Here is a 25,945-nt window from a genome sequence, read left to right as displayed (position 1 = left end):
ACGTTGCCGGCATGATTGAAGCCCTCGTTGCGGCTGATACGGGAGGCCAGGATTCTGTGCCCCACCACACCGAGGCTCAGCGCGGCAAGGGTCGGGCCAATGATGGCCGAGACGAGCGCCAGCGCCGTCTGCGTCAGCAGAATGACCGGTAGCGTTGGACAGCGGGCGATCAGCAGGCAGCCCGCCGCGACCATGCCAGCCGATACCGCAATGATGGCCCGCTTTGCACGCGTGGCGTCCACCAGCATCCCCGCAGGAATCTGGCTGAGCGCGGCGGCCACGCCGCTCGCGCCCATGACGAGACCGATATCGCCCGACGACCAGTGCTGCGTGCCCTTCAGGAAGATGGCGAGGAATGGCCCGATGCCGTCGCGCACGTCCGCCATCAGGAAACTGAGTGCGTCCAGACCTCTCAGGCTTTGTGCTGACGGCGAGCAGCCACCTTTGGGATGACTGCTGCCGGCGCGTGCGGAAGGGCTCATCGTCATCTCCGCGGGTTCATGCGTCCGTGCCGGCATCCGCGTCAGCAGCAGAACCAGGATCGGCCTGTTCCGCAATCTCGCTCACGTCGAGCGTGCGGCCATGCGTGTTCTCCACCATGTCGCCCCACGCCTGCGCGCGTGCGCCGGGTGCCAGATAGGCCTGCAGTTCTTCGGCGGCATGGGGAGGCATCCGCAGTGACATGCCGTCATCCAGCAGCGCGCCACGCAGTTCTCCCCTCGGTCCGTGCAGCGACAGCATGACCGTGCCCGTCACCTCCGCCGCATGCGTTTCGACCTCGGGTCTTTCGTGTCTGTCGTCATCGCGATGCGGTCCCTCGTCGACGACAGGTTCGCCGTCATCGACGGCAATCGACACTGCCGCGATGATGTTCGCCGTGCGTGGCCTGACGCCCCGCACAGTGACGGTGTCGCCGGGCGCAACGCGCTGCGCAATGTGTGTCCCAAGGTGCGGCGGAAAATGGACCTGCCGCTGGCCGTCCAGAATGAAGCCGTCGGGTTCGCCGTGCGGGTTGAGCAGGAACTGCGTGAGCGTGCCCTTCGCTTCGGGCAGGCATGCCGGGTCAATCCAGTGCATGGTGTTTCTCCTTCAGTTGGGAAACTTGCTGTACAGCCGGGTGAGGTTGCCAGGAGTGCCGAAAGCGGTGGCCTGCAGGGCTTGGCCGTACCGGTTGCGTGTGCCATAACCGATGGCAGCGACGTTCGCGCCCGGGCGCAAGAGGCTCACGAACTGCTGCGCCACGACAGGCGTCAGCCTGATGACAGTGCCGTTGCGTAGCAGCACCCCGTCGGGTTCCCCACGGGGCGCAGTCGTCACGCGCATGACCTCGCCCTGGACGCTGAGCCGCACGAGACCAGCGCCGCGAAGGGCGGGCGGCGGACGGGGTGCGTCGGGTGGCGGAGGCTGGTCGATGAGTTGCTGGCCAGTGCGCTGGTTGACGATCTGCTGCGCCCTGACGTCCCCGCCGCCATCCCTGAAACCGGCGACCTGGACGCTATCGCCGGGCTGCATGACAGCCACCAGTTGCGCGCCGGGATGCGGCGGGAAATGCACGAGCGAGCCGTCGCTGAAGATGAACCCGTCGACGTCGCCCTCGGGGTTGATGACAAAGCGGCTTATGGTGCCTTGCGTGACCGTGAACGGCTGGCCCAGGGTTGGCACCCGTGCGCGTCGAGGCGAAGGTTGCGTGCGCACCGGCCCACGGACGGGCGGCCCCCACGGACCAGCCACCGAAGGAGGCACGTCCGGCGCGGCGGGGCGGGGCGGCGTCTGTGCGACGCACGCGCTGGTCCACGGCGTCAGTGCGACGAGTACCACGCGAACTGCCCGCCGGACTGCGCGCATCGCAGGCCCCGCATGCTCAGCGTTGAATGGAAAACTCGGGAACATGGTTCACTCCTGTCAGAGGACAGCGGGTGAACTGCACGGCCTATGCCATGCGACCATGCACGACAGGACAAGGGCATGAAGGAGGAGACGAAGCCGAAGGCGTCCGGTTGCTGGACACCGGGTGTCGGATTCGTTGACAGGTCTAGTTCAGCCCGAGACCCGCCATCTTCGTGTAGAGCGACTGCCGGCTGATGCCGAGCCGTCGCGCGGCGTCGGCGCGGTTACCGTTCGCCAGCGCAAGCGCGCGGACAATCATCGCGCGTTCGATGCGCTCAACGGCTTCGGCGAGTGGCAGATCGGCGAGGTCAGCGGGCAGCGCGTGTTCTGCAGGTACCGACGGCCCTCTGAGGAACGACAGGTCATCCCCGGTAATCGCGGGGCCGGGCGCGAGCGAACAGACGCGCTCGATGGCGTTCTTCAGTTCCCGGACGTTGCCCGGCCACGGATGGCCGACGAGGCGCCGTTGTGCCTCCGCGGACAGATGCATCACGCGGTGCGCCGGCTTGGTTGCGGCTGCAAGGAAGTGTTCGGCAAGCGGCAGGATGTCGGCGATGCGTTCGCGCAGCGGAGGCAGGTGCAATGGAATGACGTTCAGGCGGTAAAGCAGGTCCTGGCGGAACTCGCTGGCGCTGACCATTGCATCCAGGTCGCGATGCGTGGCGGCAACCACGCGTACATCGACGGGCACGGTCCGGCTGGTGCCGAGCGGCGTGACGCTTTTCTCTTGCAAGACCCGCAGGAGCTTGGCCTGCATTGCAGGCGGCATGTCGCCGATTTCGTCGAGGAACAGCGTGCCGCCATCCGCCGCGGCGATGCGACCAGTGCGTTCCGTCGCCGCACCCGTGAAGGCGCCTTTGCCATGCCCGAACAGTTCGCTTTCCAGCAGATCGTGGGGGATGGCCGCGCAGTTCACGGCGACGAACGGACCATCGCGACGGCGGGACGTCTCGTGCAGGACCCTCGCGGCGACTTCCTTGCCGGTTCCCGTTTCACCCGTGATGAGGACTGTCGCGTCGGTCATGGCGGCCCGGCCCAGCTGCTTCTGGACCGTGCGCATCGCTTCGCTCACGCCGAGCAGCAGCGGCCTGTCCGAGTCGGGTTCCCCGGCGAACGGCGCTTCATCCGGTCCGGTCGCGACGGGCATCTGGCTGGCCGAGAAGATGCGTTCGAGCAGCGCGGCAATGTCATTGCGCCCGACCGGTTTCGTGAGATGCTCGAAGGCGCCCAGCCGCATCGCGCCAATCGTGTTGTCGCTGGTGGCATGCGCGGTCAGCATCACGACGGGGATGACCTTCAGCGCAGCGTCGCCGCGCAGCCGCTCCAGCACACCCAGACCATCGAGGCACGGGAGCCGGAAGTCGAGAAAGATGCAGTCGGCCGCCTGGCCGTCATGCAGCACTTCAAGGGCGGCTTCTCCGGACGCGGCCTGCACCACGCGATGTCCGAGGTCGGACAGGGTTTCCGCGAGGCCCTCACGGAATGCGTCGTCGTCATCGACTACGAGGATGGTTGCCATGGAATATCAATCACGAAACATGCGCCAGTGGATCGGTCGTCAAGATATGCGCTGCCGCCATGCGCGATCGCCACTTCACGGACCACGGCAAGGCCGAGGCCGGAACCGTCGGGGCGGCCGGTGACGAACGGTTCGAAAATGCATTCGCGCTGGTCCGCCGGCACCCCCGGTCCGTTGTCGGAAACGGCAATTCTCAGATGTGGGCACTCGCCTGAGCCATCACGCTGGGCGGTCACGGTGACCATGCCGCCCTCGCCGACGTGGCGCAGTGCGTTCAGCAGCAGATTGTCGAGCGCGCGCCGAAGCTGGTCCGCATCGAATGCCGGCCGCTGCGGCAGCGGCGCGTCGGCCAGTTCTTCGAGCTTCGACACCAGCGTCAGCCGGATGCCGCGCCGGCAGGCCAGTTCGCGGTGCGACTCGACAACATCCACCAACCATTCCGCGACATTCACCTGATGCGGCCTGACGGTTACGGGCTGCGTCAGGGCGAGAAGACTGGCGACCTGCGTCTCGATCCGTCCAATCTGCTCAAGGATAAAGCGAAGCGCGCCGTGTTGCCGTTCGCGGTCGCCCGCCAGCGCGTTCTCCGCCTTCAGTCGCATGGCGCCCGCCGGATTGCGGATCTCGTGGGCGACCTGTGCCGCCAGTTTGCCCAGCACGCTGAACCGCTCGGCACGGGCGAGCCGGTCACTGAGCTCCGTGGTCTGTTGCCTGAGCAGCTCGGCCCGCCCGGCGTACTGATTGAGTGCATCGACAATCCGGTCGAGTTCCGGCTCGCCAAGACGCGTGAAATGGGCAGAGCGCCCGACGTCGCCGTCGGACGACAGCGCCACTTCGAGTCGAGTGAGATTGCGCCGCCAGCGGCGCAGGGTCAGTGCAAGTGTGACCGCGACCACGAGGATGACGGCCAGCACAGCGGCCAGTCCCGTGACCAGCCCTTCTCCATACGGTCCCAGGGGCGGGCGGGCACGGGTGAGCATCCACGCGAACAGGGCAGGCTCATCCTTCACCGGGCAGGCCGCCGCGATGACCGCATCCGGTCCGTTGCGGATGATATCGGCTGCGGCGGCATGCGCGGCAGCCGTCGTTCGCAGGGTGCGCAGAATCAGCGGCGTTTCGGCTTCCGGGATGTCGCGTTTGATGCCGCTGCCCTGGTAGGTCGGAAACGCGTACACCAGAAAGCCGGTCACCGGGGCACTGCCTGCTGCCGCGCTGTCCTGGCCCGGCGTCGCCCCCTGAGGCACCGCGAGCACGGTCGGGGCGGTCCAGAATCCACCCTCGACGCCCGGTGTCTGTGCGAGCACGATGTCGAGCACTGCATGCATGAGGTCCGTGTTTCCTGCCGCCCCCGACATGGGGCGCGAAAGACTGTAGCGTGTCGCAACCGCTTCACAGGCGGCAGTCGCCTGCTGCCTGGCGCCCGCGATCTGCTGGCTTTCGGCCGAGATCGCCATGAACCATACGATGGTGACAAGCATGGCGCATAGCGCTGCCACGAGTGCCCACAGGGCGACGAGCTGCGTCGAGAACGAGGGTCGTTTCATCAGGAGGACGACGGCAGAAAGTAAGGAAAAGCATATTCGAAAGCGGAAGCCGGGCCTGGTGATTGTGGGCACGGTCCTTAGAAATCGGTTTTGGACTTCAACGCGAATCCCGGCGCCGCGGCAGGCACGCCGGTCATGGCGGCCGCTTTCCGTTTCGAAAGACAATTTCGACTGTTCACACGGTTTGGCGGCGGTGCACGCTCTATTTGACGCAATCAGTTTGCAGGCTAACTTCGCCGCAGTCTTGCCTAGGCTTCTCCCACATCATCGTCCAAAACGCTTGCCCTTCGGACGTCAGTCCACGAGGATACGTACTATGCTGTCTGTATTGCCGGGCGCAAGTAGTCCGGATGTGTCTTGGGAATCTGCGATGGACGGCATCAGGCTAAGAATGGATACCGGCGATTTGCTTGTGCTGGCCGATGCACTTCGACGGAGGGTAGCGCAATTTTCATCAGTCGATCGAAAAGGGCTGCTTGCCGAAGTCATGCTGCTTATCGATCTCGTGGAACCTGTCCTCTCCCGTGATCCCCTCTATCGAACCCAAACCACGGCAGCTCGCCTACTGGTTATGCAGGACAATCCTCTCTCTGCGTTGGACCACATCAGTGCGCTGCTTTTCGGCTGCGGTGCACAGCCGACGCTCCCGCCTCCATTAGATTTTTCTAGCGTGGGTCCGGTACAGGCAGCTTTATAGAAATCAGTTATTGGTCGTGAGTTGAGAGGTCGCTGACCGAAAGCCCCATGCAAGATATCCTTGGGCTCTATGCCCACGCTCGAGTTGCGCACGACGAGCGCGTCGTGACGGGAGATCCTGCTGAACAGCGCCGTCAAATGCACTCCGCCAGGCGGAAGCGTTAGCCTGGACATCCATCAGGAAGATGACCTGGCCTGTGCGAGCCGGGCGAAGTCGCCATCGACCCTTGCTCGCATTGCCCCGGGAGCGCTTCAACTGCGGCGCGCCGATCGATCACCCGCCCGTTGATTCGCGCAGCAGGCCTGCCGTTCACCGCGGTTCACCGGGCAGTGGATGAGTCGGCAGCTAAGGTCTGAAGCGAGGTCGCCACAACCCAGGACTGTGCGTTCAGCCGCCACGCGACTTCGCGCAGATCAGAAGTTGAAACAGCCTCGAACATGACCGTCATTTCATCGACGTTGTGCTTCTTGCTGCAGTGAATCCTGGTCCGCCTGGCCTGCGCGGCATGCTGGCCCAGCGCCTGCCAGACGGGCAGAATCCTCAACTGGCCGGCGCCAGCGCGCACGGTCAGGCTCGTTGTGATGCCTGCCTGTTCATGTCGTAAAGTCATCGATAATGCGTCGTCAAGTAATACGATTTTTTCTATCGTGATTTTCCCGGAGTATAGCCCGCGAAGATGACATTTTGATAATGCTAATCATTATGTCGGGCTTGAAAGTCGTAGGTATTTAATTCGATCTCACAGACATTTGTTCGCCGTATCGAAAGAATAACCGGCGGTATTTTGTCTGGACACTCGGCGCCGCATTAAGGCGCCACATGCCTGGACTCAACGCATGCCGCTCCCGCATAGCCGTCGCGTAACCGCAGGCGCATCGCGGTGGATTACGTCTGGCAAAAGAGACTCTATCAAGCTAGGAGCTTCATGCGTTATTTTTATCCGAAAAACGGTCGGTTCACACTTAACATTCTAATTCGGTTTGAAAATCGGATTCGCAGTGCCTAGGTGTAAGAAACTGGAATAAATACCGAACATCGACAGCGAGAATCGTGCGTCACCGGTAATTAATGCGTCAGTACCACGCTAATCCAGACAATGGAGACACATACATGCTAAGCCCTCACGAATTCGCCACGCTGATGCTGGTCAAGGCCGCGCCCGACCAGATTGACCTGAACCGCGAAGAACTTGACACCCTGCTGGAACAGCAACTGGTCGCACTCGAACAGCTCGCGTCTGGAGATCAGCGTCCTCGCGTTACCTGCAACGGCGATTCAGTGCTTCAGGCGATTGCCAGAAAACGCTAGGGATCGGTAGCAGCCATTGGTGAGTACTGTCCCTGAATCGCACGCAACATCGTGCTGCCGCGGATGTGGCGACCGGTATCCTGGGCATGCTCGCTCGATTCGCCGTTTAAATGCAATGGAGTTGTCTGCGCGTGCCCGTGCCGCGCACTCCCTTGACCTCACGCGATCACGCCGGCGTCTCCCGTTCCGCCCCGCCTTGGGCGGCGCAGCGTTAGCGCAGATCGCCGTTACAGGAGTTTCATCATGCTGACCCCGGAACAGGTAGCAGCAACGCAGAAGGCCAACCTCGAGATCCTGTTCGGCCTGGGCAACAAGATCATCCAGGGCGTCGAGAAACTGGCTGCAGGTGACCCGCACGACACTGAGAGACACGCTTGATCTGGCGCAGAAGGCATTGTCCGTCAAGGAGCTGCAGGAATGGCTCGCGCTGCAGGACGGCCTTGCTGCGCCGACGGCAGAAAAGATGCAAGCCTACCACCGGCAACTGTTTGATATCGTCTTGTCGACCCAATCGGAATTCGCGAAAGTCGCGCAGGCCCAATGCGGAGCGTACGGCCGCCAGATGCAATCGGTGGTGGACGACGTCGCCAAAAACGCGCCAGCCGGCACGGAGGCCGCCGTGGCCGCACTGGATGCTGCGATCAAGGCGGCCAATACACTGGTCGAAACCGTACAAGAAACCAGTCAGCAAGCGGTCGAAGTCGCCAGAAGCAACCTTGACATGGCCGCCGCGGCCGCGTCGAAGAACACCAAACGCGCGATCGAGCCGGTATCGCAAGCCGGAAAGCGATAGCCGCGGGACACGGCGCTGGGCATATGAAGGCAAACCCGCTTCATATAAAGGAGTCCTGCGTAGGTATGTCGTTGCCGGTGTATCAAGCTGGCCCGGCGGCTGATGAGGACCCGGACGCTGGCAGGCGGTGCAGCGTCCGGTTCCAGGCATGGCCGCCGGACCGCAGGTCCGGAGCAGAGCATCGCACATTGCTGGAGGTGAGGATGGAGGAAACCTGGATAGGCACCGCCATAGGTTCGGCGGTCCTGCTGTTCGCGATCATCTTTGCGATCGGCCACTATCGACGCGAACGTCGGCGGACGCAGTTGCTCCGGCAACTGGAATCTGTCGTCTGGCGCTGGTACATGAATTGATGCGACGCGAGAGGTTTGCCCCCGGATCCGACAGAACGCTGCAGGTGACGGAGCATGAGAGGTCAGGGTACGCACCATCGGCAGGTGCGGCATCGCGCGCGCCTCGCGACCATGAATATCGTTGTAGCAAGAGGCAAAGAAAACCATGAACTACGCTGATCAGGCCGCGCGGGACCTGGTGCACATCCGCACAATGATCCTGCGACTCGAGCATCTTGTTCACGACAACGATACCGGGGAGGCGAGCCCCGTCACGTCCCCGGACTACTGGCGTGCGCGGATCAATGCACTTTTGGCGGCGAAACTGCCGCCTGTCCTTGAGATGCAGGCCCGCGCGCTGCTGGTGCGGCTGGACGCACTCGGTGCGGCGTCGCGCAGTCGCGCGCACCATCAACCGCATTAGGCATCGAAAATCAGATCGACGTCCCTCGGAAGCGGGTAGTGAGAAGGTACTGGCGCATTCGACTCCAGGTGCAGTGATTATTGAACCGCGCTGCTATGAAAGAACCTTTGTTTTCATCCTGACATCAGGAACTCGCCGCTCACTGCACCTTCTCGCCGGTGAGCGGTTCTTCCTGTTCTCCGGCTGCGAGCGGTACACATGGTCAGGCTAACCTCTGGCTTCCCGGAAGAAGGCCGGTGCGGGCGCCCGGCGAAAAGTCCGATATTTTCGTCATGGCAAACGTCAAAACAATGTTGCATCGGCACGCATCTCAACAACACGCTGCGCTGGGTATGTATGTACTTGCACTTCCAGCTCACACGGAAATTCTTAGTTTTGTTTAGTGACTCAAAAGCGAATATCAAAGGCCATGGTCTCGCGGGAACGAGACGACCGCGTGCGTTAGAACTGCTCCCACTCAAGATTGTCCGCCTCGGCAGACACAACCATCGCACGCCTTGGGGGTGCAGTCTTCGGCACCGCGTGCACGGCGGAGGTTGTCGCCGACACCATATCGCGCCGCTTCGGGACGACGTGGATCTGTGCGCCCTCGAGCCTGAAGACGCCGACCAGCTGCGCGAGATGCCCGGCCTGATCCTGCAGCGATGCGGCCGCCGCCGCAGCCTCTTCGACGAGCGCCGCGTTCTGCTGCGTGACCTGGTCCATCTGCTCCATCGCCTGATTGATCTGCTCGATTCCGGCGCTCTGGGACTGCGTGGCGGCCGTGATCTCTCCCATGATGTCCGTTACGCGCTCTATGCTGGTCACGATCTCGTCCATCGTGGCGCCGGCCTGAGCAACCTGCTGACTACCGGTCTGCACCCGTTGCACGGAGTCGCCGATCATGGCCTTGATCTCTCTTGCTGCCGTCGCGCTGCGCTGCGCGAGGTTCCTGACCTCGCCCGCCACGACCGCGAAGCCTCTGCCGTGCTCGCCCGCACGCGCCGACTCCACCGCAGCATTCAGCGCGAGGATATTGGTCTGGAATGCGATGCCCTCGATAACGCCAATAATCTCGACCACCCTGTTGGCCGATTCATTGATTGCGCCCATCGTGTCGACCACCTGCGAAATGACTGCCCCGCCCCGGGTCGCAACCTCTGAGGCCGAGAGCGCCAGCCGGTTGGCCTGCAGCGCGTTGTCGGCGTTCTGCCTGACGGTGCTCGTCAGTTCCTGCATCGACGCGACGGTTTCTTCGAGCGAGCTGGCCTGTTCCTCGGTGCGCGAGGACAGATCCTCGTTTCCGTTGGCGATCTGGCTCGACGCGGTTGCGATCGTGTCGGTACCAATGCGCACTTCGCCCACGATCTTCTTCAGGCTGTCGTTCATGCGCCCGAGCGCCTGCAACAACTGGCCGGTCTCGTCGTGGCCCGGGACGTGTATGCGACTCGTCAGATCGCCGGAGGCCACCGTTTGCGCGATCTGCACCGCTTCGCGCAACGGCCGCGTGATCGAGCGGGTGATGACATAAGCGCAAGCGATACCGATCAGCATCGCTGACAGTCCTAGTGCTAGCATCAGCACGCGAGCCGATTCGCTCACCTGCCGCGCCTCCTCGCCGCGCTCATTGACGACGCGCCTCTGCAATTTCACAAGATCCCTGACCGATTGTTCGAGACGATCCAGTGTGGGAAGGGTCTCGTCATTCATCATCGTCGTCGCGCGATCGCGCTCCCCTGTAGCGAGTAACCCGGCTACCTTGCCGAATGATGTCATATAGGCGGCACGCGTCTCCTTGACCTTCGCCAGCAGTTCCTTCCCTTCGGCCCGGGATACCAGCTTGTCGAGCGTTTCGAGCGCACCGTCGATGACCGCCTTGTTGCCGTCAATTTCGTGAGTGATCGCGGCAATCTTGTTGCGATCACTTGTGATGAAGAGTTGCATGGTTAAACGTGCGTTCGCACGCGTTCTGGCATTGACGACCTGCGCGGCGTCGGCCTTCACCCACTCCAGCTGGATGATCTTGTCGGTGATCTCGCTAATACCGGCCAGCCGGTTCAGACCGACGGCAATCAAGGCCGCCATCAGTATGAGAGTGAATCCGAAGCCTGCTCCCAGACGTACTCCGATTTTCATATTTTTAATCTTCATTTAAAGACGACCTCCAAAGATCTGGCGAAACGTTATGCGATTATTAACCGAGCTGACGCGCCTAGATCTCCGTAACCGGAATCGGATGCATTCGGTCATCCGCTACGGTCATGCGTTGCGTTCTATCGGTATTGACGACTGGCTCGCCAGACAGACGGGGGTCGAGAGCAGGGCAAATAGCGAAAAACCAGAATAAAAAGCGAGAGCTTTGCGAGGCGTCAGTGCGTTTAACCATTTTATCGTTACTCTTAATCAGTATAACCTGCCGGTTGCGCTGCCTGGTCTAGGCACGCATGAACCTGCACGTCACAATTCAGGCTATCGGCCGATAAGAGCCGGGTATGAAGGCCCGGAACGTGATAAATCTTTTTCCCGCTGGTTTAAATCAAGCACGTTCGTGTTCTTCAAGGCCGATTAATGCTTATTGAATAAACGGGCAAGGTAGGTGCTGCGTTGAATTGAGTGTTTTCTAAATGATGCTGACGGATTTTTGGGCGGACAGCCCGAGATGCCACGTGTCGCATTCGAACACCAATTCTTCGATATCGCGCATGCTGAGCCACAAGCGGAAATACCATCGTATCGTGCAACCAGTGACTGCGCCCGGAAAGCGGTGACCGTGATACGAGCAATTGCGTCTTTTTTTCAGCCCATCTTGCTTGAGAGCGCACGCAATGATGTCCGAAGTGTTGATTGCAATTGAGCGCCGCGCACTGTCGACGGAATCCTTGCCGATTGGCGCGCTGGAATTCTTCGCAAATCGGTAGCGTCTGTTCGTCGCCTCGCGGACGCACCGCGAGGGTTGCCGAGCATGAATGCCTTCCACTCTCATGGCTTGACAGGAGGCAGGATGCCACGCCGAGCCAGAAATCCTTGATGCTGCGCACGACGTCGGTAAACGACGTGAATTCCACCGGCTTGGTGATGTAGCAGTTCGCATGAAGGCCATACGACGTCACTACGTCTACTTGCGAACGGGAGGTAGTCAGGATGACGACCCGCATGGCTGCCAGGGCGGAGTCGTTTTTCAGTTCCTCAAGCACCTCCCCGCCACACGGGCACGGTGCATGCCGTGTTCCCCTTGCCGAGTGTGTCGAGCCACCACCGGTCCTGTCCGTCGGCGCCCGTGCGGCGTACGCGCGTTGGCCATCGGTGGTCTGTGGCCGCTGCGCGACAAACGTCTTGACCTCGTCCCACAGCGCGACGGACAGATAGTGTGTCACTCGGGGCGCCAACAGCGGGCCATTGAAAGGACGCCAGGAAGCTGACGGCAGCGTTCGTTGCGAGGCTCTCGTTGTCCGAGTGCGTTAAGGTTTATTCGACGTCTGCCAACACACGCAGAGGCACCGTCACATTTCTGTGGCCGATGGCAGGCATCGAATAACCCTTAACGACATCAGGCGTCGTCATAAACACACAAGCGGCCGCCGCAGGCGCAAGGCACGGCCGCAGCCCTTGCGGCCACTAACCGCGCGAAGCTCCTCCCGTCGCGCTCCGGTTGGAAGCGCTGCACCAGGTCGCGGCTTCGTGGCGAGGAACGACCTCCATGTAGTCATGCAACACACGTCCATAAGGGAGCGTGATGTCGGCAATGAAATGAACGGCTCCGAAAACGCGCTTGACGGGAAGATCCGCAACGGGCGCATTGACGTGCGGGACAAGACCGAGCCGCGCCGGACCTGACCATGCGCCTTTGACGCGAATGTCGGCCAGGTTGTAGCCGACGAGTTGCGCGATGGCGGGTGTGCCGTCTACGCCCGGAATGACCTTCAGATTGACCTGGGTCGTACTCATCTTGTCGATAATTGACGCGGGGGAGCAGGCACGTCTGCCTTCGACGTCGTAGAGCAGATGCTGATGCTTGTACCCCATCGTGCCGACAGCGATCTGGACGCCGGCATATTCGAGTGTCCCCGTCAGCGTGTCCTGTACGACGGAGAGCCTCGGCCGCGCGTGCTTCTTTGGAAAGCCCCATATCTCGCGTCCGCCTGCAATGGGCGGCTCGTCATCGAGATACATCTGCGCGGTGAAATTGACGTGCTCGTCGCCGAGCCTTGCGGGAATCACGACACCCGATTCCGTGTAATCGCCGAACCCCGCGGAGTCCGGCATGCGGATAAATTCGAATAGCGCAGTGTTGCTGCCGTCCGGTTGAAGGGGTTCAGGCAATGCGTCGCGTAGCGCATCGGCATCCGTTTCGTACGTGATGATCAGATATTCGCGGTCGATGAACCGATAGGGGCCGCGCGGATACGACGGCGAGGCGGCGGGCATCGACGGCAGGGCGAGGACATCTTCACGTTTCATGGCGATCTCCAAAAGAATCGTTCTGCGACATTGCAGGGACTATCGGTTTCAGGTGCGCGCGTCGGTGCGTTGAGCTGTGTCGCGTGACATCGCGACGGAATGCACGAGTGTTCTCGCGTGAGTCTTGTGATCCAGTGACAGGTCAGCGAGCGGCTTGTGGCCGTTAATGTCTTCGGCCTCGTTCGACCGGGTAAAGCGCAGGTGCGTGATGTCTGTCGGGAAGAACATGCTCCAGCTCCACTCGACAAAGACTCTCAGCTTGCGGCCGAGTGTCGGAATGCGCGAGAGATAGAACGCACGCCACAGCAGCCACGCGGGCAAACCGGTCACGCGTACGCCGTAGATCGACGCGACGCCCTTCATATGACCGATGGTGGCCATCATCCCTTTTGCCACGAACGAGAATGCATGCGTGTCTCTGCCTGTCAGATGGCGCATCAGGTTGTCCGCGAGTTGATGTGCTTGCGCCACCGCAAGCTGTGCCGTAGGCGGCGACGGTTGTCCCGTCGCTGCATTGCGCACCAGCGCGCAGTCTCCCGCGGCCCAGATGCCGGGGAGGTTGGGTACGCTCATATCGGCTTGCGTCTCGATACGGCCGCGCTCGACGGGCATGCCGATGCGCGCAGCAAGCCGCTCGATCAACGGGTTCGGCTTCGTGCCGATCGTGCAGATCACCGTCGATGCTGGAAGGAACTCGCCGTCCTGCAGCACGACGCCTTCTGTGTCGACACGCGACGCGCGCGTGCCGAGCCTGACGTTGATGCCCCGATCCGCCATGTGTTGTGCAGCCATCGCGCCAAGCTTTTCGGGCATTTCGGGCAGCAGCCGGCTTGCGTCGTGCAGTATCGTGACGGCAAGGTCCTCATCGCGCACGAGCTTGTAAAAGTGCCGCACGCTATGCAGATAGTCGGCCAGCTCGCCCGCCACCTCGACGCCGGAGAATCCGCCGCCCACGACGATGAAGTGTCCAAGGCGCCGTCTGACGGCTAGGTCCGACTCCAGCTCGATGCATGCGAGCCGTCGCAATACCTGATTGCGGATGAACATCGCGTCACCGATCAGCTTGAGCGGCAACGCGTGTTCTTTCATGCCCGGCACGAGATCGAGGTTGGCACGCGTTCCAAACGCGAAGATCAGGTGTTCGAAGGCGATCTCGCGAGGACCGGCGAGCGTCGTGCCATGAACGATCCGGCGCTCGTAGTCGATGTCCTGGACAGTCGCCATGATGAAGCGTGAATGCCTGAGCATCTGGCGAATCGGCACGATGACCTGCTCGGGAAAGACAGACGCGCCAACGACTTCGGCAAGCATCGGATTGAAAGTCGTGAAGCTTTCGTCGCTGACGAGCACGACGCGATATGGGGCAGGCAACCTCTTTTCGAGTGCCTGCGCGAGTGTCGTGCCGGCGAAGCCGCCGCCGACGATCACGATGTTCTTTTCCGCTTCCATGTCAACTCCTGCTGCGCACCCTTCGGCCGGAATGGCTTGCATGGGCCTGTGAGGTAGTGTGCGAAATCGTCCTCACGCGGAAGTCGCCTGGAATTCACTTTTTTGTCACGACATCCAGACGGCCACGTCGACCGGGCCGGTTACGCCCGCGACCGAACGCGCCGACCTTGTCGGCCTGGTCTTGGCGTAGCCTTGGGCAATAGCCTGCGCATAGGTGGCATGCGGCGCCATGGCGCGCGTGCTCTCCGCCTTGTTGTGCTTTTCGAGCTTCGCAGCGAGATTGACGGCATCGCCGATCACCGTGTACTCGAGCCGCTTTCCATCGCCGACAATGCCGAACAGCACCGGACCGCTGGCGATGCCGGCGCCGATGTCAGGCGCCTGCTGGCCGGACCGGCTGCGCGTTGCACGCCAGCCATCGACGGCGTGCATCACGGCATCCACAGCACGCAACGCATTCGCTGCATGCCGCGTATCGGGTATGACGGCGCCGAAGCTCGCAAGAATGCCGTCGCCGAGAAACTTGTCGATACTGCCGCCATGCGACCGGATGATCGGCACGATCAGTTGCTGATATTCCCGAAGCAGCGCGATGAGATCGGTGACGCAGAGCGTGCGCGACGCTTCCGTAAAGCCGCGCATGTCGAAGAACACAATGGTCGCTTCGCGTATATCGGCCTGCCCCGGCATTGCAGGCACTTCAGATCGCGTGATGCGGTCCGCGACCGGGTCGTCGAAGAACATCGAGAGGTCGGTGACGGCCTGCCGACCCGACACCGACAGGATGACGAAGCGGCGCGCGCGGGCGAGCGCCATTGCGAGTACCGCCGTCGTCACCACGATCGCAAGTACTTTGTCCAGCTCGCCGCCGAAGTGAATCTGCGTCGAGCGCAACGAGGTGACGTAATCCCACGTCACCGCGTTGCCCTGTGCATGAGTCAATGCGTACGCAAGCAACGCCAGCCATCCTGCCGCCGCCGTCAGGCCCGACAGCAGGACCCATATCGGCTCGAAGCGCAGTGTGCGAAGAGCAATGAGTATGAACACATATGCGAACTCAGTGCACTTCAGAGAGAACGGCGCCGGCTGCTCATACTGCAGGTGATACGCCCAGATCACGAACATCAGCAGGGCCATTTCGGTCACGACGGTCGCGCCCACCATCCATCGCTGAAGCTGGCCCGTCACGGCAAGATAGAGCCGTATAAGTGCAACAACCGAAAAGAGTGTGAGACCGAGCGGCACTGCCCGAATGGGCGCATCCGGCGAAAAGCCGGGTGGGGTGAATGCGTATAGCACAGCGAGCACGGCTGCAATCAGTAACTGAACCGCCGTCACCAGCAGCTCGCTACGGTACTGCTCGTGTTCCAGTTCTTGCAGTACGCGCGCGGGCCATGCTTCGGCGCGCATACGCCTTCCCAGCATCGAAACGAACGATTGCGTGAGCGTCGACATTCGCAAATCCAGGTCGTGTCCGGGAATGCGCTAACCCGATGCAGGCCGGATGGCACCGCCCGCGATCTTCGTGCATGTGCCGGCTGGAAGCAGAAGCCATTCGTCGCCTGCCGCATCGCGTGGCGCGCGGCCCGCGCACGCATGCTTCGCCGTGCCGCAATCGTTTCGCCCGGCTCGCACGATGCCGAAGCACCTTTCGCGATCGGATTTGAAAGTCGCGGCTGAGAGGGGGCCGAGATGGGTGTTTCGATCGATAGCCACCGCAATGGCGCCGAATGCGCCCAAGATCACGAGGACATTCCCGATGCGGCGATTCATGCCAGCTCCCTCGTTTCGCGATGCCAGCGCGATCGCAGCACTCTGCGTGTTAGCGATACGGCGCCGATCGCGACACACATCGCTGCGAACCCGACCCACGCATAAGGCCGCAAGAGAGGCATCGCCACCAGTACGAGCGAGTCGTTGCCGCCCGGAATCATCAGGCTTGCCCAGCCCATCAGCGCGCCTCCGCCCAGGCAGCGCGCCAGTTGCGAAAGTGTCAGGCGCGGACGGCGAGAGCGTTCGCCGCGCAGCGCTCGCGTGATGCCGGCTGACGTGGCGCCCACGAGCAGCGCACCGAACAACAATGCGCGCGAGGCCGTAGCGTCTGCGTGCCCTTGCGCAAGGTCGGAGAGCGTGTCGGTGTATGTCCAGGCTCCGTCGATCACGAACAGCAGCACGAACGTGATGCCGATCGCGGCTGTTGCGGCATGTGGTGACCACGCTGCGCGTTCGGCCGCGCCCGGATCGTCGCTCTGCATGCCGGGAGTGGAGCGTGCCCGGCGTGAGTGCAGTGCGCAGGCCGCGAGCGTTGCTACCATCGCGGCGAGCAACACGATAGTGGAAGCAGACGCGTGCGGAGCCGGTGAATCGTGAGCGGGGATCGGGATCGTCGCGGCGAGCCTGCGTGCGGCGACGTGGCAGCCGGCGTAATAGCCGATGGGCGTTGCGACATAGCACCATTGTCTCGCGCCGATGCGCGCGATCGTGCCCAACGCGCACGCGCCATTGACCGACGCACCGAGACCCAGCGTCAGTCCACCCCACACCGTCGCGAGGGTCACAGGCGTGCTGGCCGGAAGCGATGGCGGCACATCGAACGACTGCGCGAGCAGCAGGCCGCCGAGCACGAGCGTCGATGCGGCGATGAGTGCGAGCAGGCGCCCGTATTTGCGGTCGTCGATGATCTCGTTGACGGCGGCCACCGTGCAGGTCGTCCCTCGCCGGATGGCGACGCCCATCGCGAGCGCGCAGAGCGCGGCGAGTGTCCCTGGGACGGCACCAGGCATGAGGTTGACCATGACATTGCTCCGCAAGGTGGGACGGACGAGCTACAGGAACTCGGCGCGGATATCGATGCTGGAGCGCTGGCCGATTGCGTCAAAGTTGTCGTGCAGCCACGTTTCAGCCCGGGCACGACCCTCATCGCGAAGAAAGCACAGGAACGGCCAGTCGGCATTGAGCTTGCTCGATACGCCAAGCGCCGACATCGCTTCGTCGGAGCGGATCGAGTGGATCAACATCTGCTTCATGTCCGGCCGATCGATCTTGCCTTCCTGAATCAGCGACGTGACGAAACTGATCGCCCTCATTTCGCGCATCAACGACGAGTTGAAACTGACCTCGTTGATGCGGTTCATGATCTCCGACGCCGTTTTCGGAACGCCCCGCCGCACGATCGGGTTGATGTGCACGATCACCACGTCGCGCGTACCGCAGTGATAGATGAGCGGAAAGATCGCGGGGTTGCCCATGTAGCCGCCGTCCCAGTAGTGTTCTCCGTCGATCTCCACGGCCTGGAATAGGAACGGCAGGCAGGCGGATGCGAGCACGGCATCGGCGCTCATCTCGTGGCCGTCGAACACGCGTACCTTGCCGGTTTCGACGTTGGTCGCGCAGAGATGAAGATGAATCGGACAACCGGCGCGCAACGCTTCGAAATCGACGTGGCGTTCAAGCACGTCGCGAAGCGGATTGAAGTTCATCGGATTGAACTGGTACGGCGACCACATCCGCAGCATGAGATCGGTCATCACGTACATCGGCGAGTAGTCCAGCGTATGGCCGTTGTGAAGAAACGTTTCCCAAGGCAGCTTGCGAAAGGGGCTCGCATACTGCGCCGCACGGGCTATGTCTTGCCAGAATGCATGGAGCGCGGCGCGGGCGCCGTCCGGGCCGCCTCGCTGAAGGCCGCCTGCCAGCACGGCCGCGTTCATCGCACCCGCGCTGGTGGCGCTCACACCCTCGATCTCGAGCCGTCCATCTTCGAGAATGCGGTCGATCACGCCCCACGCAAACGCGCCATGTGCGCCGCCGCCTTGCAATGCCAGCGCAATCTGCTTCGTGCCGCCGTTTGCGCGCGGGCTGACGTTTGTCCTGTTCACGGCCGCCTCCTAGTGCTGCGTCCAGCCGCCGTCCACCGCGAGGGCAGCGGCCGTGATCGACGCAGCAGCGTCGGATGCGAGGAACAACGCGAGCGCGGCGATTTCCTCGACCGTCACGAAGCGCTTGCGCGCCTGATGGACGAGCAGAACATCGCGGATGACGTTCTCCACCGGGATGCCATGAGCCTTCGCCTGTTCGGCGATCTGCCCTTCGACGAGCGGCGTCCTGACGTAGCCGGGGCAGATCGTGTTGCTCGTGATGCCGTGCTCGGCCACCTCGACGGCAACCGTCTTCGAAAGACCGATCAGGCCATGCTTGGCGGCCACATACGGCGCCTTGAACGGAGAAGCCACCAGCCCGTGGGCCGAAGCGACGTTGATCACGCGGCCCCAGCCACGTGCCTTCATCCCCGGCAACACGGCCTTGACCAGGTGAAAGGCCGAGGACAGGTTGACGGCGATGACGGCGTCCCAGCGGTCGTCCGGCTGCTCGTCGATCGGGGCGACATGCTGGATGCCGGCATTGTTGACAACGATGTCGACCTTGCCGAAAGCGCCGACAGTCTGCAGCGCCATCTGCCGCACGTCTTGTGGCACGGCCATGTTCGCGGGGCTGTAGCGCACGCGTACGCCGTGTTCGTGTTCGAGTCGTGCACGCGTCGCCTCAATGGCATCCGCGTTGCCGAAGCCGTTGAGCATCACGTCCGCGCCGTGCGCGGCGTATGCGGTGGCGATCGCGAGACCGATGCCGCTCGTCGACCCGGTGACGATGGCTGCTTTTCCTGTGAGCATGAGATTCTCCGGATTGGACGCGGCGCGCCCTGGCAGGCGCCCGCTAACAACTGCGCCGTATTTACGGGCGTGATGATGCGTGACCCAGCCAGCGGCTGATCAGGTAGTCGAGCGACAGCTTGCCCGGACCGTGCAGCAGCGTGACGAGCAGAAAGAGGCCCCAGTACTGGTGGTCCCGCAGACCGACTTCGCCAAGCCCCGGATAGGAAACGACAGCGATGATGTTGAAGATGAAGAGCCCGAATGCCGCGAAGCGCGAGCCGAGCCCAAGCACGAGAAAGATCGGAAAGCCCAGTTCGGCGGCCGTGCCGAGGTACGCAGCCAGCACGGGCGGCAGGAGGGGCACCGAATACTCGCCTTGAAAGAGGGCGAGCGTCGAAGACCAGCTTGCGATCTTGGTGAGCCCTGACTGGAAAAACACAAGGCCGATCACGATGCGAATGCCGAGGTCGAGTACGGGTGTCGCGAACTCCAGCGCGCGCAGCGCTGAACGGCAAAGCGAAATTGCCTTGTGGGAAACGCCGGACGGTTCGGCGTCGTGCGTCGCGGAAAGTGGCGATGAGAGCTTCATGTTGGAACCTCGGGTCGTCGTGAAGGCCGGCAGATCAGAAGGCGCCGCAGCCGGCTCGGTGCGGCGCCGGGATGGCGCAGGCTATGTCAGCCCGCAGCCGCTGCTTTGGCGACGGGACTGAGAACGCCGCTTTTTCCACCGGGCTTGGCGAACTCCGACATCTGCAGATGCGCGCCGGCGATCTTGTCGCACGTGCCCTTGGGAACGAGAATCCATGCTTCCGTGTCGTGGTCCATCTTCGCCGTGGCGGCACATGAACTCTTGCTGGTGCCGCAGTCGTTCTTGCCTGCCTTTGCAATGCCCGCGCATTTCTCGAAGTCGCCGCCGGCCGCAAATGAGGCCGTGCTTGCCGTCGCGACGCCGATGGCAAGCAGACTCGCAATGGCGCCTTGAATGATGCGTTCGCTTTTCATGATGCTTCCTCCAGGATGGTGATGAGGGCAGGCGCGATTGCCTGTGTCCCGGGATGAAGTGTGCGAAACGCTGCTCACGGCTTTGTCGCCCAAAAATCAATTTTTCGTCACGACATGCAGCCGCGCTGGACACGCCACGCTGGCGATCTAGAATGATCTACACGCAACGCATTCGCCGCCTTCGTGCGGGCAATGCGGGCTCTCCCAACAGTCCAGTGAGGATGCAGGTCATGTCTCGCAACGTTCTGGTGATCGAAGACGACAATGACATCGCCCAACTCGTCCGCATGCAGCTCGCAGGTCTGTCCTGCGAGACGACCGTGCTCAATGACGGCAGGGCAGGGCTGGCGGAAGCGCTTGCCAGACCCTACGACCTGGTGGTGCTCGATCTGATGCTGCCAGGTCTCGATGGCCTGGAAATTTGCCGCCGCCTGCGCTCGGAGCGTCGCTACACGCCGATCCTGATGTTGACGGCGAAGTCGACCGAACTCGACCGGGTGCTGGGCCTCGAAATGGGCGCGGACGACTATCTCGCGAAGCCATTCAGCGTGCTGGAGTTCGTTGCGCGTGTGAAGGCGATTTTCCGGCTGGTCGACATGCTGGCAAATACGGCTGCCGGTGAGCACACGCTGATCGAATGCAAAGATCTGAAGATCGACGTCGAAAGACGCGACGTGACCGTGCGTGGTGCGCCGATCTTGTTGACGGCCAAAGAGTTCCAGTTGCTGCTTCATTTCGCGCAGAATCCGGGACGGGTCTATACGCGCGGGCAGCTGCTCGATCAGGTGTGGGGCTACAGCCATAGCGGCTATGAACACACGGTCAATTCACATATCAACCGGCTGCGTGCAAAGATCGAAATCGACCCGAATTCGCCGGAATACATCCAGACGGTATGGGGCGTCGGCTACAAGTTCCGAAATGCGCCCGAGAACTAATCTGCGTCTGTTCGCTACCTTGTATGGCCGTCTCGCGTGCTCGCTGATGGTGGTGTTCATCGCGATCGGCGCCGTCATGATCGTGGCGTCGCAACGTATGTTCGAGACGCAGCGGCTGTTCGAGCTTGTGACCAACCTCGTGGTCGGCACGGTGGCATTCAGCCTGATCGCCGCGCTCGTCGTGTTCCGCTTTCTCACGCTCAGGCTTCGGCGGTTGGCAGCCGCGATCGAAGCATTTCGGGCAAGCGGTTTTGCAAGCCCGATGCGAGCGGAGGCGCCCGACGGCAACGACGATGAGATCGGCTGCATCATCGCCGCGTTTCAGGAGATGTCGGAGCGCATTGCGATGCAACTGGCGCAGCTTGCACAAGCGGACCGGCAGCGCCGCGAGTTGCTTGCCAACGTATCGCACGATCTGAGGACACCGCTTGCATCCATGCAGGGGTATCTGGAGATGGTGCTGATCAAGGACGACGGATTGTCTCAGGAAGATCGCTGCCGATATTTGCAGATTGCGGTAAAGCATTGCGAGCGGCTCGCGAGGCTCGTGCGGGATCTGTTCGACCTGACCAAGCTCGAAGCGAACGAAGTGAGGCCGCAGGTCGAGGCATTTCCGATCAGCGAACTCGCGCAGGACGTCGTCCAGAAGTTTGCGCTCAGCGCTCAAAAGCGCGAGCTCAAGCTGAGCGCGAGCGTGAGCGCCGATTGCCCGCCCGTTTGCGCCGATATCGGCATGATGGAGCGTGTGCTCGAGAACCTGATTGAAAATGCCATGCGCTATACGCCAGCCGGCGGAGAGATCAGCGTCGGCGTGCGTCGTGCTGGAGACCGGGTCGAGCTTCAGGTGAGCGACACGGGACAAGGTATCCATCACGACGACATCAGCAACGTCTTCGATCGCTACTATCGTGCGGATCGCGGCGAATCCAGCGACGCAGGCAACGCGGGCCTCGGGCTGGCGATCACGCAGCGCATTATCGAGTTGCATGGCGGGCAGATTCGTGTCGAGAGCACGCCGGGCGCGGGCACTACCTTCACGGTCGAACTGGCGATGGCGTAGGCGTCGTGCTGGCCTGCCCGAAGTCAAAGATCAAAGCCGACGATGGTCGAGTCGAGGATGCGGCGCTCGACAAACTCGCCGAGTGCAAACGCTGGATCACGGCGTAAGGCGCGGCCATAAGCATCTTCCACGCTTTGTCCTTCGTGCAGCGCCTGCAGCATCGAAAATTCGGCCGCCGGTAGTGCCTGAATATCGACTGCAAAGCCAACGCGGCGCACCAGGAGCCTATCGCCACCCGCGTCCAGATTCACGACTTCATCGCTCATCGCATCAGGCTGATTGACCTCCCAGATCTTCAGGACCGGAAAGGCAGACTCGAACAGACGGCATGCCGGGTGTAGTTCGAAGTGCAGCGTGGCGCACTCGGCGCTGGCAAGGCTCGGCAGCAGCGAGAACTGAAACGGAGCGTGATCGGCTGCATGAAACACCTCGTGCACGAGCCATTCGAGCGTGGCCGTGTCACGGAGGTAGGCGAGTGAGGCAGCGGGCGGAAAGTGTTCGAGGAAGGTCGGAAACGTGTAGCCGAACCGCTGTATGTCTCCGCTTTGCGATGGATGGTCATGAATGTACCTGTTCGCGGCATAGTCGAAGAACCCCTCGCCGACGAGTTTGTCGACAACGGGATAAACGGCGCGCAGTGCTTCGCGCAGGTTGTGATACACGTTGCCGGCATAGACCGACAGGCGTTCTCGTCCGTTGCCGCCGTAAACGCTCCCGTCGATTCTGGACGAATCCTGTTCGAGAATCGCGCAAGCAAAGGTAGCCTGTAGCTCACGTAGTGAATGCATGGCGTGACCTCATTACCGTGGCGGCGTGGCGGGCTTCTTCGAGCAGGACCTCGAGCGGCGGGATGTCGGTATCCCATTCGATCAGCGTAGCGACTGGACCGAAGTGGTCGAGAGCCTGTGCATAGAGTTCCAAGACTGGGGCTGCGACCCGCGTGCCGTGTGTATCGATCAGCAGGGTGCCGGCGCGGTCGTGACCGGCGAGATGAATTTCACAGATCGCGGAGACGGGCAGCGCATCCAGATACGCCACAGGATCAATGCCGTTATTCGCTTCATTCACATACAGGTTGTTGACGTCTAGCAATAGCAATATCCCGCAACCCGTGCGCCGTGCGACACGCGCGATGAATTCGCCTTCGGGCATGGTCGAGTGGCGGAACTGGACGTAGCTCGATATGTTTTCAACGAGGATCTGCCTGCGAAGCCGTTCCTGCACTTCGTCGATGTGATCGCACACGACTTCCAGCGCCTCTTCGGTATAGGGCAACGGTAAAAGGTCGTTGAGATGCCTCGGGCCGACGCGCCCCCAGCTGAGATGCTCGGACACGAGCCCCGGCTGGATGCGCGAAATGAGATCGCCCAGACGGCGGAGATGATCTTCGTCCAGCGGGCCGACCGATCCGAGGCTCAACCCGACACCATGCAGACTGAGCGCATACGCGTCCCGAATGCTCTCCAGGTAGTGCAGTGGTTGACCGCCTGCACCGAAGTAGTTTTCGCTGTGTACTTCAAACCACCCGACGCGCGGCCGTTCCTGCAGAATCTGCTGATAGTGAACGGGACGCAGGCCCACGCCTGCCGAAGCCGGGACAGTCTGAGCCGTAGCAAACGGTGCGGTGAGCGCTTGCATCTGGTCTACCTCGATGGCTGAATGGATAAGCAGCAATGTGGTCGATAACGATCACGAATCCGTCACGATTGCGTCGAATTTTTCTCCCACGATATGAGCCACGCTTGCCGCGCGCTGGTGCAGCGCGAGATGTTCGCCTATCTTTGGGAAGAACAGAATTCTTCGACGTTTGAGATGAGGCCTTCGTATGAGTCTCAAATGGAAACTGATCTGGCCGGCTGCCGCCTGTGTGCTGCTGTTGCTCGTCTGGCTGGTCGCCGGTCCGGTTCCGGGGTTGGCAGCGGGGTATGCACGAACGGGTCTTCTGGTGGTCGTCGCGGTGGTGCTTGCGGTGCTGCTGGTCGTCACCGGCATGATGGCGGAGCTTCGGGTATGCCGGCCGCTTCGCGCCATTCTGCATACGTTTGACGGTGCCGAAGCCGGCGATGCATCGGGCAAGGCGGCTGATGAAGTGCAGGCAGTGCAGTGCGCGGTCGAGGAACTTCGCAACAAGGTGGGCACACTCAGCCAGACACTGCATGTCGCCGACGCGAAACGCTCGGCACTCCAGGCCGAACTCCAGTACAGCGAAGAGCGATATGTGCTCGCGATGCGCATCTCGGACGATGGTCCATGGGAATGGAATCTCCAGACAAACGAGTTTGTTCTCTCCGCACGCTGGAAATGCATGCTGGGATATGGCGAAGATGAATTTCCGGATTCGATCGAGAATTGGCACAGGCATATTCATCCCCTTGACCTCGCAGGCGTCGAGGCCACGCTGCGCTGTTGCATTGAAGAACGCGTCGGCCAGTTCGAGCACCAGTTCAGGCTTCTGCACAGGGATGGCCAGTATCGTTGGGTGAGTTCGCTCGGAACAGTGATTCGTCACGCGAGCGGAAAAGCGTTGCGTATCGTCGCGCTCGACACCGACATCACACGGGTGAAGCATATCGAGAGCGTGCTGCGGCATATCGTGGAAGGTACTGCCGGTATGGGAGGGGAGGCCTTCTTCCGTGCACTGGTGCGTCACTTTGCTGCCGCGCTCGACGTGCCGTGCGCCTTCATTACGGAGTGCATCGGCTGGCCGCCCAAAAACGTTCAGACGCTCGCGTACTGGCTTCGCGACGATTTCCGCGAAAACATTGAGTTCGAACTTGCAGGGACGCCGTGCGAAGCGGTGTACACCGATGGCCGGCCCGTTTTTCATCCATCGGGCGTCGGGAAGCTATTCCCGCGCGACAAGGCATACGAGAGCTACTACGGCATACCGATCTTCGGCACGCGGGGAGACGTGATCGGGCACATGGCCTTCTTCAACGACAAGGAAATGAAGGAGCAGGATGTCCTGACCGATGCCGTGTATCAGATCTTCACGACTCGTGCGGCTGCGGAAATCGAGCGCAAGGCCGTGCTCGAACGTCTGAAGCATTCCAGCCTCGCGGACATGCCCGACGCATCCGGCGTCAATGGTCTGCCGCATCCCGCGTCCCATGTGACGAACATGTGATTTCCAGTTGATAGAGGCGTGAATATCGACAACCAGAATCGCTCCTGAGGGTTCAGCCTGGAGAGGTCATGTTCGATGGGCCGTGAGTGAGGTCCAGAGGCTTGCGCTCCCGTGCTGCACTTTGGTGTGACGCGTCAGTCGCGATGGCGGCGCATTTCTTCTCCGGAGCAATCATGAAAACCGTTCGCAATGCATTCCTGTGTGCTGTTGTTCCTCTCGTTTGCGCGCTGGGCGCGACGCATGCACAGGCGCAAGGTATCGGCCGTAGCGGCAGCTATGGTCCGTGGTGGGATAGCCCCGTTACGATGTCGATGGACAAGCTGACGGCGCAGCAAAGAAGCGAAGTAGTGCAAATCAAAAACAGGATGATGCAGATGACCATGGAGCATGAGCAGGCGATGGCAAAAATGGAAAGCGAGTTCATGCAAACCATGATGAATCTTCAGAAGCAACTGCTCGACGTGTTCCGCGGACATTGACTCAGTGAGGTAAGCCACCGGCTCTGCCGGTGGACTCACCAAGGTTTGACCTTTACGACGGTCGGCGCGAATTTCCTGTCTCTGCCAAGAGAAGGAGATTCACGATGAAAGAGTATCAGAGCCTGAGCCACACGAGATGGGACTGCAAGTATCACGTGGTGTTCATCCCGAAGCGGCGCAAGAAGCAGATATTCGGCGCGTTGCGTCGGCAGCTCGGAGAGATATTTCATGAGCTGGCGTCCCACAAGGAATCGAAAATTGTCGAAGGGCACCTGATGGGGGATCACGTTCACATGT

At 61.7% G+C, this 25,945-nt stretch carries 27 protein-coding genes and 3 pseudogenes; 10 read left to right on the top strand and 20 right to left on the bottom strand.

Going from position 1 to position 25,945, the window contains the following annotated elements; genetic code table 11:
• The 5 genes from GCT13_RS40595 to GCT13_RS40575 all read right to left on the bottom strand — a co-directional run.
• Positions 1-482, bottom strand: a 482-nt coding sequence (locus tag GCT13_RS40595; RefSeq protein ID WP_152767490.1) for an MFS transporter, incomplete at its 3' end; no start/stop codon positions are given.
• Positions 483-498: 16 nt separating this feature from the next.
• Positions 499-1,077 carry a hypothetical protein gene (locus GCT13_RS40590; protein ID WP_152767489.1) on the bottom strand — a complete coding sequence of 193 codons (579 nt, stop codon included), beginning with the start codon at positions 1,075-1,077 and terminating at the stop codon, positions 499-501.
• 12 nt (positions 1,078-1,089) lie between these two features.
• Positions 1,090-1,662, bottom strand: coding sequence for a hypothetical protein (locus GCT13_RS40585; protein ID WP_321574945.1), 573 nt, complete (start codon positions 1,660-1,662; stop codon positions 1,090-1,092).
• A 370-nt stretch (positions 1,663-2,032) separates the two neighbouring features.
• Positions 2,033-3,406, bottom strand: a complete 1,374-nt coding sequence (locus GCT13_RS40580; RefSeq protein WP_152767488.1) for a sigma-54-dependent transcriptional regulator — start codon at positions 3,404-3,406, stop codon at positions 2,033-2,035.
• On the bottom strand, positions 3,388-4,950 hold the full coding sequence (locus tag GCT13_RS40575; protein ID WP_152767493.1) for a sensor histidine kinase: 1,563 nt from the start codon (positions 4,948-4,950) through the stop codon (positions 3,388-3,390). Before GCT13_RS40575 ends, GCT13_RS40580 begins: the two co-directional genes overlap by 19 nt.
• Before the next feature lie 316 nt (positions 4,951-5,266).
• On the opposite strand from GCT13_RS40575, the gene GCT13_RS40570 reads away from it, so the two are divergent.
• Positions 5,267-5,647 carry a hypothetical protein gene (locus GCT13_RS40570; RefSeq protein WP_152767487.1) on the top strand — a complete coding sequence of 127 codons (381 nt, stop codon included), beginning with the start codon at positions 5,267-5,269 and terminating at the stop codon, positions 5,645-5,647.
• A 319-nt stretch (positions 5,648-5,966) separates the two neighbouring features.
• Here GCT13_RS40570 and GCT13_RS40565 read toward each other — a convergent pair whose 3' ends face one another.
• A complete protein-coding gene (locus tag GCT13_RS40565; protein ID WP_152767486.1) occupies positions 5,967-6,212 on the bottom strand; it encodes a hypothetical protein in 246 nt (81 codons plus the stop codon).
• Between the two features lie 545 nt (positions 6,213-6,757).
• Between GCT13_RS40565 and GCT13_RS40560 the strand changes: the two genes are divergently transcribed.
• From GCT13_RS40560 to GCT13_RS40550, 4 genes and pseudogenes are all read left to right on the top strand, one after another.
• The gene (locus GCT13_RS40560) at positions 6,758-6,955 is read left to right on the top strand and encodes a hypothetical protein (RefSeq protein WP_152767485.1); all 198 of its coding nucleotides are present in this window, start codon (positions 6,758-6,760) and stop codon (positions 6,953-6,955) included.
• Between the two features lie 243 nt (positions 6,956-7,198).
• A pseudogene (gene phaP, locus GCT13_RS40555) lies at positions 7,199-7,748 on the top strand (TIGR01841 family phasin).
• A 203-nt stretch (positions 7,749-7,951) separates the two neighbouring features.
• Positions 7,952-8,101 carry a hypothetical protein gene (locus GCT13_RS48810; protein WP_193727896.1) on the top strand — a complete coding sequence of 50 codons (150 nt, stop codon included), beginning with the start codon at positions 7,952-7,954 and terminating at the stop codon, positions 8,099-8,101.
• Between the two features lie 145 nt (positions 8,102-8,246).
• A complete protein-coding gene (locus tag GCT13_RS40550; protein WP_152767484.1) occupies positions 8,247-8,504 on the top strand; it encodes a hypothetical protein in 258 nt (85 codons plus the stop codon).
• A 441-nt stretch (positions 8,505-8,945) separates the two neighbouring features.
• Here GCT13_RS40550 and GCT13_RS40545 read toward each other — a convergent pair whose 3' ends face one another.
• From GCT13_RS40545 to GCT13_RS40490, 12 genes and pseudogenes are all read right to left on the bottom strand, one after another.
• Complete coding sequence (locus GCT13_RS40545; RefSeq protein ID WP_152767483.1) at positions 8,946-10,634, bottom strand: methyl-accepting chemotaxis protein; 1,689 nt, start codon at positions 10,632-10,634, stop codon at positions 8,946-8,948.
• Between the two features lie 523 nt (positions 10,635-11,157).
• A pseudogene (locus tag GCT13_RS49995) lies at positions 11,158-11,283 on the bottom strand (IS6 family transposase); the annotation flags it as partial.
• A 179-nt stretch (positions 11,284-11,462) separates the two neighbouring features.
• Positions 11,463-11,698: pseudogene (locus GCT13_RS51465) on the bottom strand (response regulator); the annotation flags it as partial.
• Positions 11,699-12,098: 400 nt separating this feature from the next.
• Entirely contained in the window at positions 12,099-12,941 is an 843-nt protein-coding gene (locus GCT13_RS40530; protein WP_152767482.1) for an acetoacetate decarboxylase, read from the bottom strand.
• 48 nt (positions 12,942-12,989) lie between these two features.
• Positions 12,990-14,390: an NAD(P)/FAD-dependent oxidoreductase gene (locus tag GCT13_RS40525; RefSeq protein ID WP_152767481.1), complete on the bottom strand. Its 1,401-nt coding sequence runs from the start codon at positions 14,388-14,390 to the stop codon at positions 12,990-12,992.
• Between the two features lie 105 nt (positions 14,391-14,495).
• Positions 14,496-15,845 carry an adenylate/guanylate cyclase domain-containing protein gene (locus tag GCT13_RS40520; protein WP_152767480.1) on the bottom strand — a complete coding sequence of 450 codons (1,350 nt, stop codon included), beginning with the start codon at positions 15,843-15,845 and terminating at the stop codon, positions 14,496-14,498.
• 30 nt (positions 15,846-15,875) lie between these two features.
• Entirely contained in the window at positions 15,876-16,163 is a 288-nt protein-coding gene (locus tag GCT13_RS40515; protein WP_152767479.1) for a BufA1 family periplasmic bufferin-type metallophore, read from the bottom strand.
• Positions 16,160-17,185 (bottom strand): YeeE/YedE thiosulfate transporter family protein, encoded by a 1,026-nt coding sequence (locus GCT13_RS40510; RefSeq protein ID WP_152767478.1) that lies wholly within the window; start codon positions 17,183-17,185, stop codon positions 16,160-16,162. Before GCT13_RS40510 ends, GCT13_RS40515 begins: the two co-directional genes overlap by 4 nt.
• A gap of 30 nt (positions 17,186-17,215) precedes the next feature.
• Positions 17,216-18,268: a patatin-like phospholipase family protein gene (locus GCT13_RS40505; RefSeq protein WP_321574944.1), complete on the bottom strand. Its 1,053-nt coding sequence runs from the start codon at positions 18,266-18,268 to the stop codon at positions 17,216-17,218.
• Between the two features lie 9 nt (positions 18,269-18,277).
• On the bottom strand, positions 18,278-19,060 hold the full coding sequence (locus tag GCT13_RS40500; RefSeq protein WP_152767477.1) for a 3-hydroxybutyrate dehydrogenase: 783 nt from the start codon (positions 19,058-19,060) through the stop codon (positions 18,278-18,280).
• 61 nt (positions 19,061-19,121) lie between these two features.
• Positions 19,122-19,631 (bottom strand): DoxX family protein, encoded by a 510-nt coding sequence (locus tag GCT13_RS40495; RefSeq protein WP_152767476.1) that lies wholly within the window; start codon positions 19,629-19,631, stop codon positions 19,122-19,124.
• Between the two features lie 86 nt (positions 19,632-19,717).
• Positions 19,718-20,044 carry a BufA1 family periplasmic bufferin-type metallophore gene (locus GCT13_RS40490; protein ID WP_090866154.1) on the bottom strand — a complete coding sequence of 109 codons (327 nt, stop codon included), beginning with the start codon at positions 20,042-20,044 and terminating at the stop codon, positions 19,718-19,720.
• A 230-nt stretch (positions 20,045-20,274) separates the two neighbouring features.
• Between GCT13_RS40490 and GCT13_RS40485 the strand changes: the two genes are divergently transcribed.
• Together GCT13_RS40485 and GCT13_RS40480 are read left to right on the top strand one after the other, a co-directional pair.
• Positions 20,275-20,982 carry a response regulator transcription factor gene (locus GCT13_RS40485; protein WP_152767475.1) on the top strand — a complete coding sequence of 236 codons (708 nt, stop codon included), beginning with the start codon at positions 20,275-20,277 and terminating at the stop codon, positions 20,980-20,982.
• Positions 20,966-22,042, top strand: coding sequence for a sensor histidine kinase (locus GCT13_RS40480; protein ID WP_227747262.1), 1,077 nt, complete (start codon positions 20,966-20,968; stop codon positions 22,040-22,042). Before GCT13_RS40485 ends, GCT13_RS40480 begins: the two co-directional genes overlap by 17 nt.
• Before the next feature lie 23 nt (positions 22,043-22,065).
• Here GCT13_RS40480 and GCT13_RS40475 read toward each other — a convergent pair whose 3' ends face one another.
• Together GCT13_RS40475 and bufB are read right to left on the bottom strand one after the other, a co-directional pair.
• On the bottom strand, positions 22,066-22,830 hold the full coding sequence (locus GCT13_RS40475; RefSeq protein WP_152767474.1) for an HvfC/BufC N-terminal domain-containing protein: 765 nt from the start codon (positions 22,828-22,830) through the stop codon (positions 22,066-22,068).
• The gene (bufB, locus tag GCT13_RS40470; protein WP_152767473.1) at positions 22,814-23,680 is read right to left on the bottom strand and encodes an MNIO family bufferin maturase; all 867 of its coding nucleotides are present in this window, start codon (positions 23,678-23,680) and stop codon (positions 22,814-22,816) included. The genes GCT13_RS40475 and bufB overlap by 17 nt, the downstream gene beginning before the upstream one ends.
• A gap of 187 nt (positions 23,681-23,867) precedes the next feature.
• On the opposite strand from bufB, the gene GCT13_RS40465 reads away from it, so the two are divergent.
• The 3 genes from GCT13_RS40465 to tnpA form a co-directional block, all read left to right on the top strand.
• Positions 23,868-25,169 carry a PAS domain-containing protein gene (locus GCT13_RS40465; protein WP_152767472.1) on the top strand — a complete coding sequence of 434 codons (1,302 nt, stop codon included), beginning with the start codon at positions 23,868-23,870 and terminating at the stop codon, positions 25,167-25,169.
• A gap of 173 nt (positions 25,170-25,342) precedes the next feature.
• Complete coding sequence (locus tag GCT13_RS40460) at positions 25,343-25,648, top strand: hypothetical protein (protein WP_152767471.1); 306 nt, start codon at positions 25,343-25,345, stop codon at positions 25,646-25,648.
• 104 nt (positions 25,649-25,752) lie between these two features.
• On the top strand, positions 25,753-25,945 hold a 193-nt coding region (gene tnpA, locus GCT13_RS40455; protein WP_152767470.1), incomplete at its 3' end, for an IS200/IS605 family transposase.

The sequence above is a fragment of the Paraburkholderia franconis genome, assembly GCF_009362735.1.
Lineage (GTDB): Bacteria > Pseudomonadota > Gammaproteobacteria > Burkholderiales > Burkholderiaceae > Paraburkholderia > Paraburkholderia franconis.
This window is presented reverse-complemented; position numbering and strand designations above follow the sequence as displayed.

Bases quoted from the DNA above. Each gene is read 5' to 3' on its own strand.
- GCT13_RS40590 (WP_152767489.1), bottom strand. From the start codon at position 1,077: ATGCACTGGATTGACCCGGCATGCCTGCCCGAAGCGAAGGGCACGCTC.
- GCT13_RS40580 (WP_152767488.1), bottom strand. From the start codon at position 3,406: ATGGCAACCATCCTCGTAGTCGATGACGACGACGCATTCCGTGAGGGC.
- GCT13_RS40575 (WP_152767493.1), bottom strand. From the start codon at position 4,950: ATGAAACGACCCTCGTTCTCGACGCAGCTCGTCGCCCTGTGGGCACTC.
- GCT13_RS40570 (WP_152767487.1), top strand. From the start codon at position 5,267: ATGCTGTCTGTATTGCCGGGCGCAAGTAGTCCGGATGTGTCTTGGGAA.
- GCT13_RS40560 (WP_152767485.1), top strand. From the start codon at position 6,758: ATGCTAAGCCCTCACGAATTCGCCACGCTGATGCTGGTCAAGGCCGCG.
- GCT13_RS48810 (WP_193727896.1), top strand. From the start codon at position 7,952: ATGGAGGAAACCTGGATAGGCACCGCCATAGGTTCGGCGGTCCTGCTG.
- GCT13_RS40550 (WP_152767484.1), top strand. From the start codon at position 8,247: ATGAACTACGCTGATCAGGCCGCGCGGGACCTGGTGCACATCCGCACA.
- GCT13_RS40545 (WP_152767483.1), bottom strand. From the start codon at position 10,634: ATGAAGATTAAAAATATGAAAATCGGAGTACGTCTGGGAGCAGGCTTC.
- GCT13_RS40530 (WP_152767482.1), bottom strand. From the start codon at position 12,941: ATGAAACGTGAAGATGTCCTCGCCCTGCCGTCGATGCCCGCCGCCTCG.
- GCT13_RS40525 (WP_152767481.1), bottom strand. From the start codon at position 14,390: ATGGAAGCGGAAAAGAACATCGTGATCGTCGGCGGCGGCTTCGCCGGC.
- GCT13_RS40520 (WP_152767480.1), bottom strand. From the start codon at position 15,845: ATGTCGACGCTCACGCAATCGTTCGTTTCGATGCTGGGAAGGCGTATG.
- GCT13_RS40515 (WP_152767479.1), bottom strand. From the start codon at position 16,163: ATGAATCGCCGCATCGGGAATGTCCTCGTGATCTTGGGCGCATTCGGC.
- GCT13_RS40510 (WP_152767478.1), bottom strand. From the start codon at position 17,185: ATGGTCAACCTCATGCCTGGTGCCGTCCCAGGGACACTCGCCGCGCTC.
- GCT13_RS40500 (WP_152767477.1), bottom strand. From the start codon at position 19,060: ATGCTCACAGGAAAAGCAGCCATCGTCACCGGGTCGACGAGCGGCATC.
- GCT13_RS40495 (WP_152767476.1), bottom strand. From the start codon at position 19,631: ATGAAGCTCTCATCGCCACTTTCCGCGACGCACGACGCCGAACCGTCC.
- GCT13_RS40490 (WP_090866154.1), bottom strand. From the start codon at position 20,044: ATGAAAAGCGAACGCATCATTCAAGGCGCCATTGCGAGTCTGCTTGCC.
- GCT13_RS40485 (WP_152767475.1), top strand. From the start codon at position 20,275: ATGTCTCGCAACGTTCTGGTGATCGAAGACGACAATGACATCGCCCAA.
- GCT13_RS40480 (WP_227747262.1), top strand. From the start codon at position 20,966: ATGCGCCCGAGAACTAATCTGCGTCTGTTCGCTACCTTGTATGGCCGT.
- GCT13_RS40475 (WP_152767474.1), bottom strand. From the start codon at position 22,830: ATGCATTCACTACGTGAGCTACAGGCTACCTTTGCTTGCGCGATTCTC.
- bufB (WP_152767473.1), bottom strand. From the start codon at position 23,680: ATGCAAGCGCTCACCGCACCGTTTGCTACGGCTCAGACTGTCCCGGCT.
- GCT13_RS40465 (WP_152767472.1), top strand. From the start codon at position 23,868: ATGAGTCTCAAATGGAAACTGATCTGGCCGGCTGCCGCCTGTGTGCTG.
- GCT13_RS40460 (WP_152767471.1), top strand. From the start codon at position 25,343: ATGAAAACCGTTCGCAATGCATTCCTGTGTGCTGTTGTTCCTCTCGTT.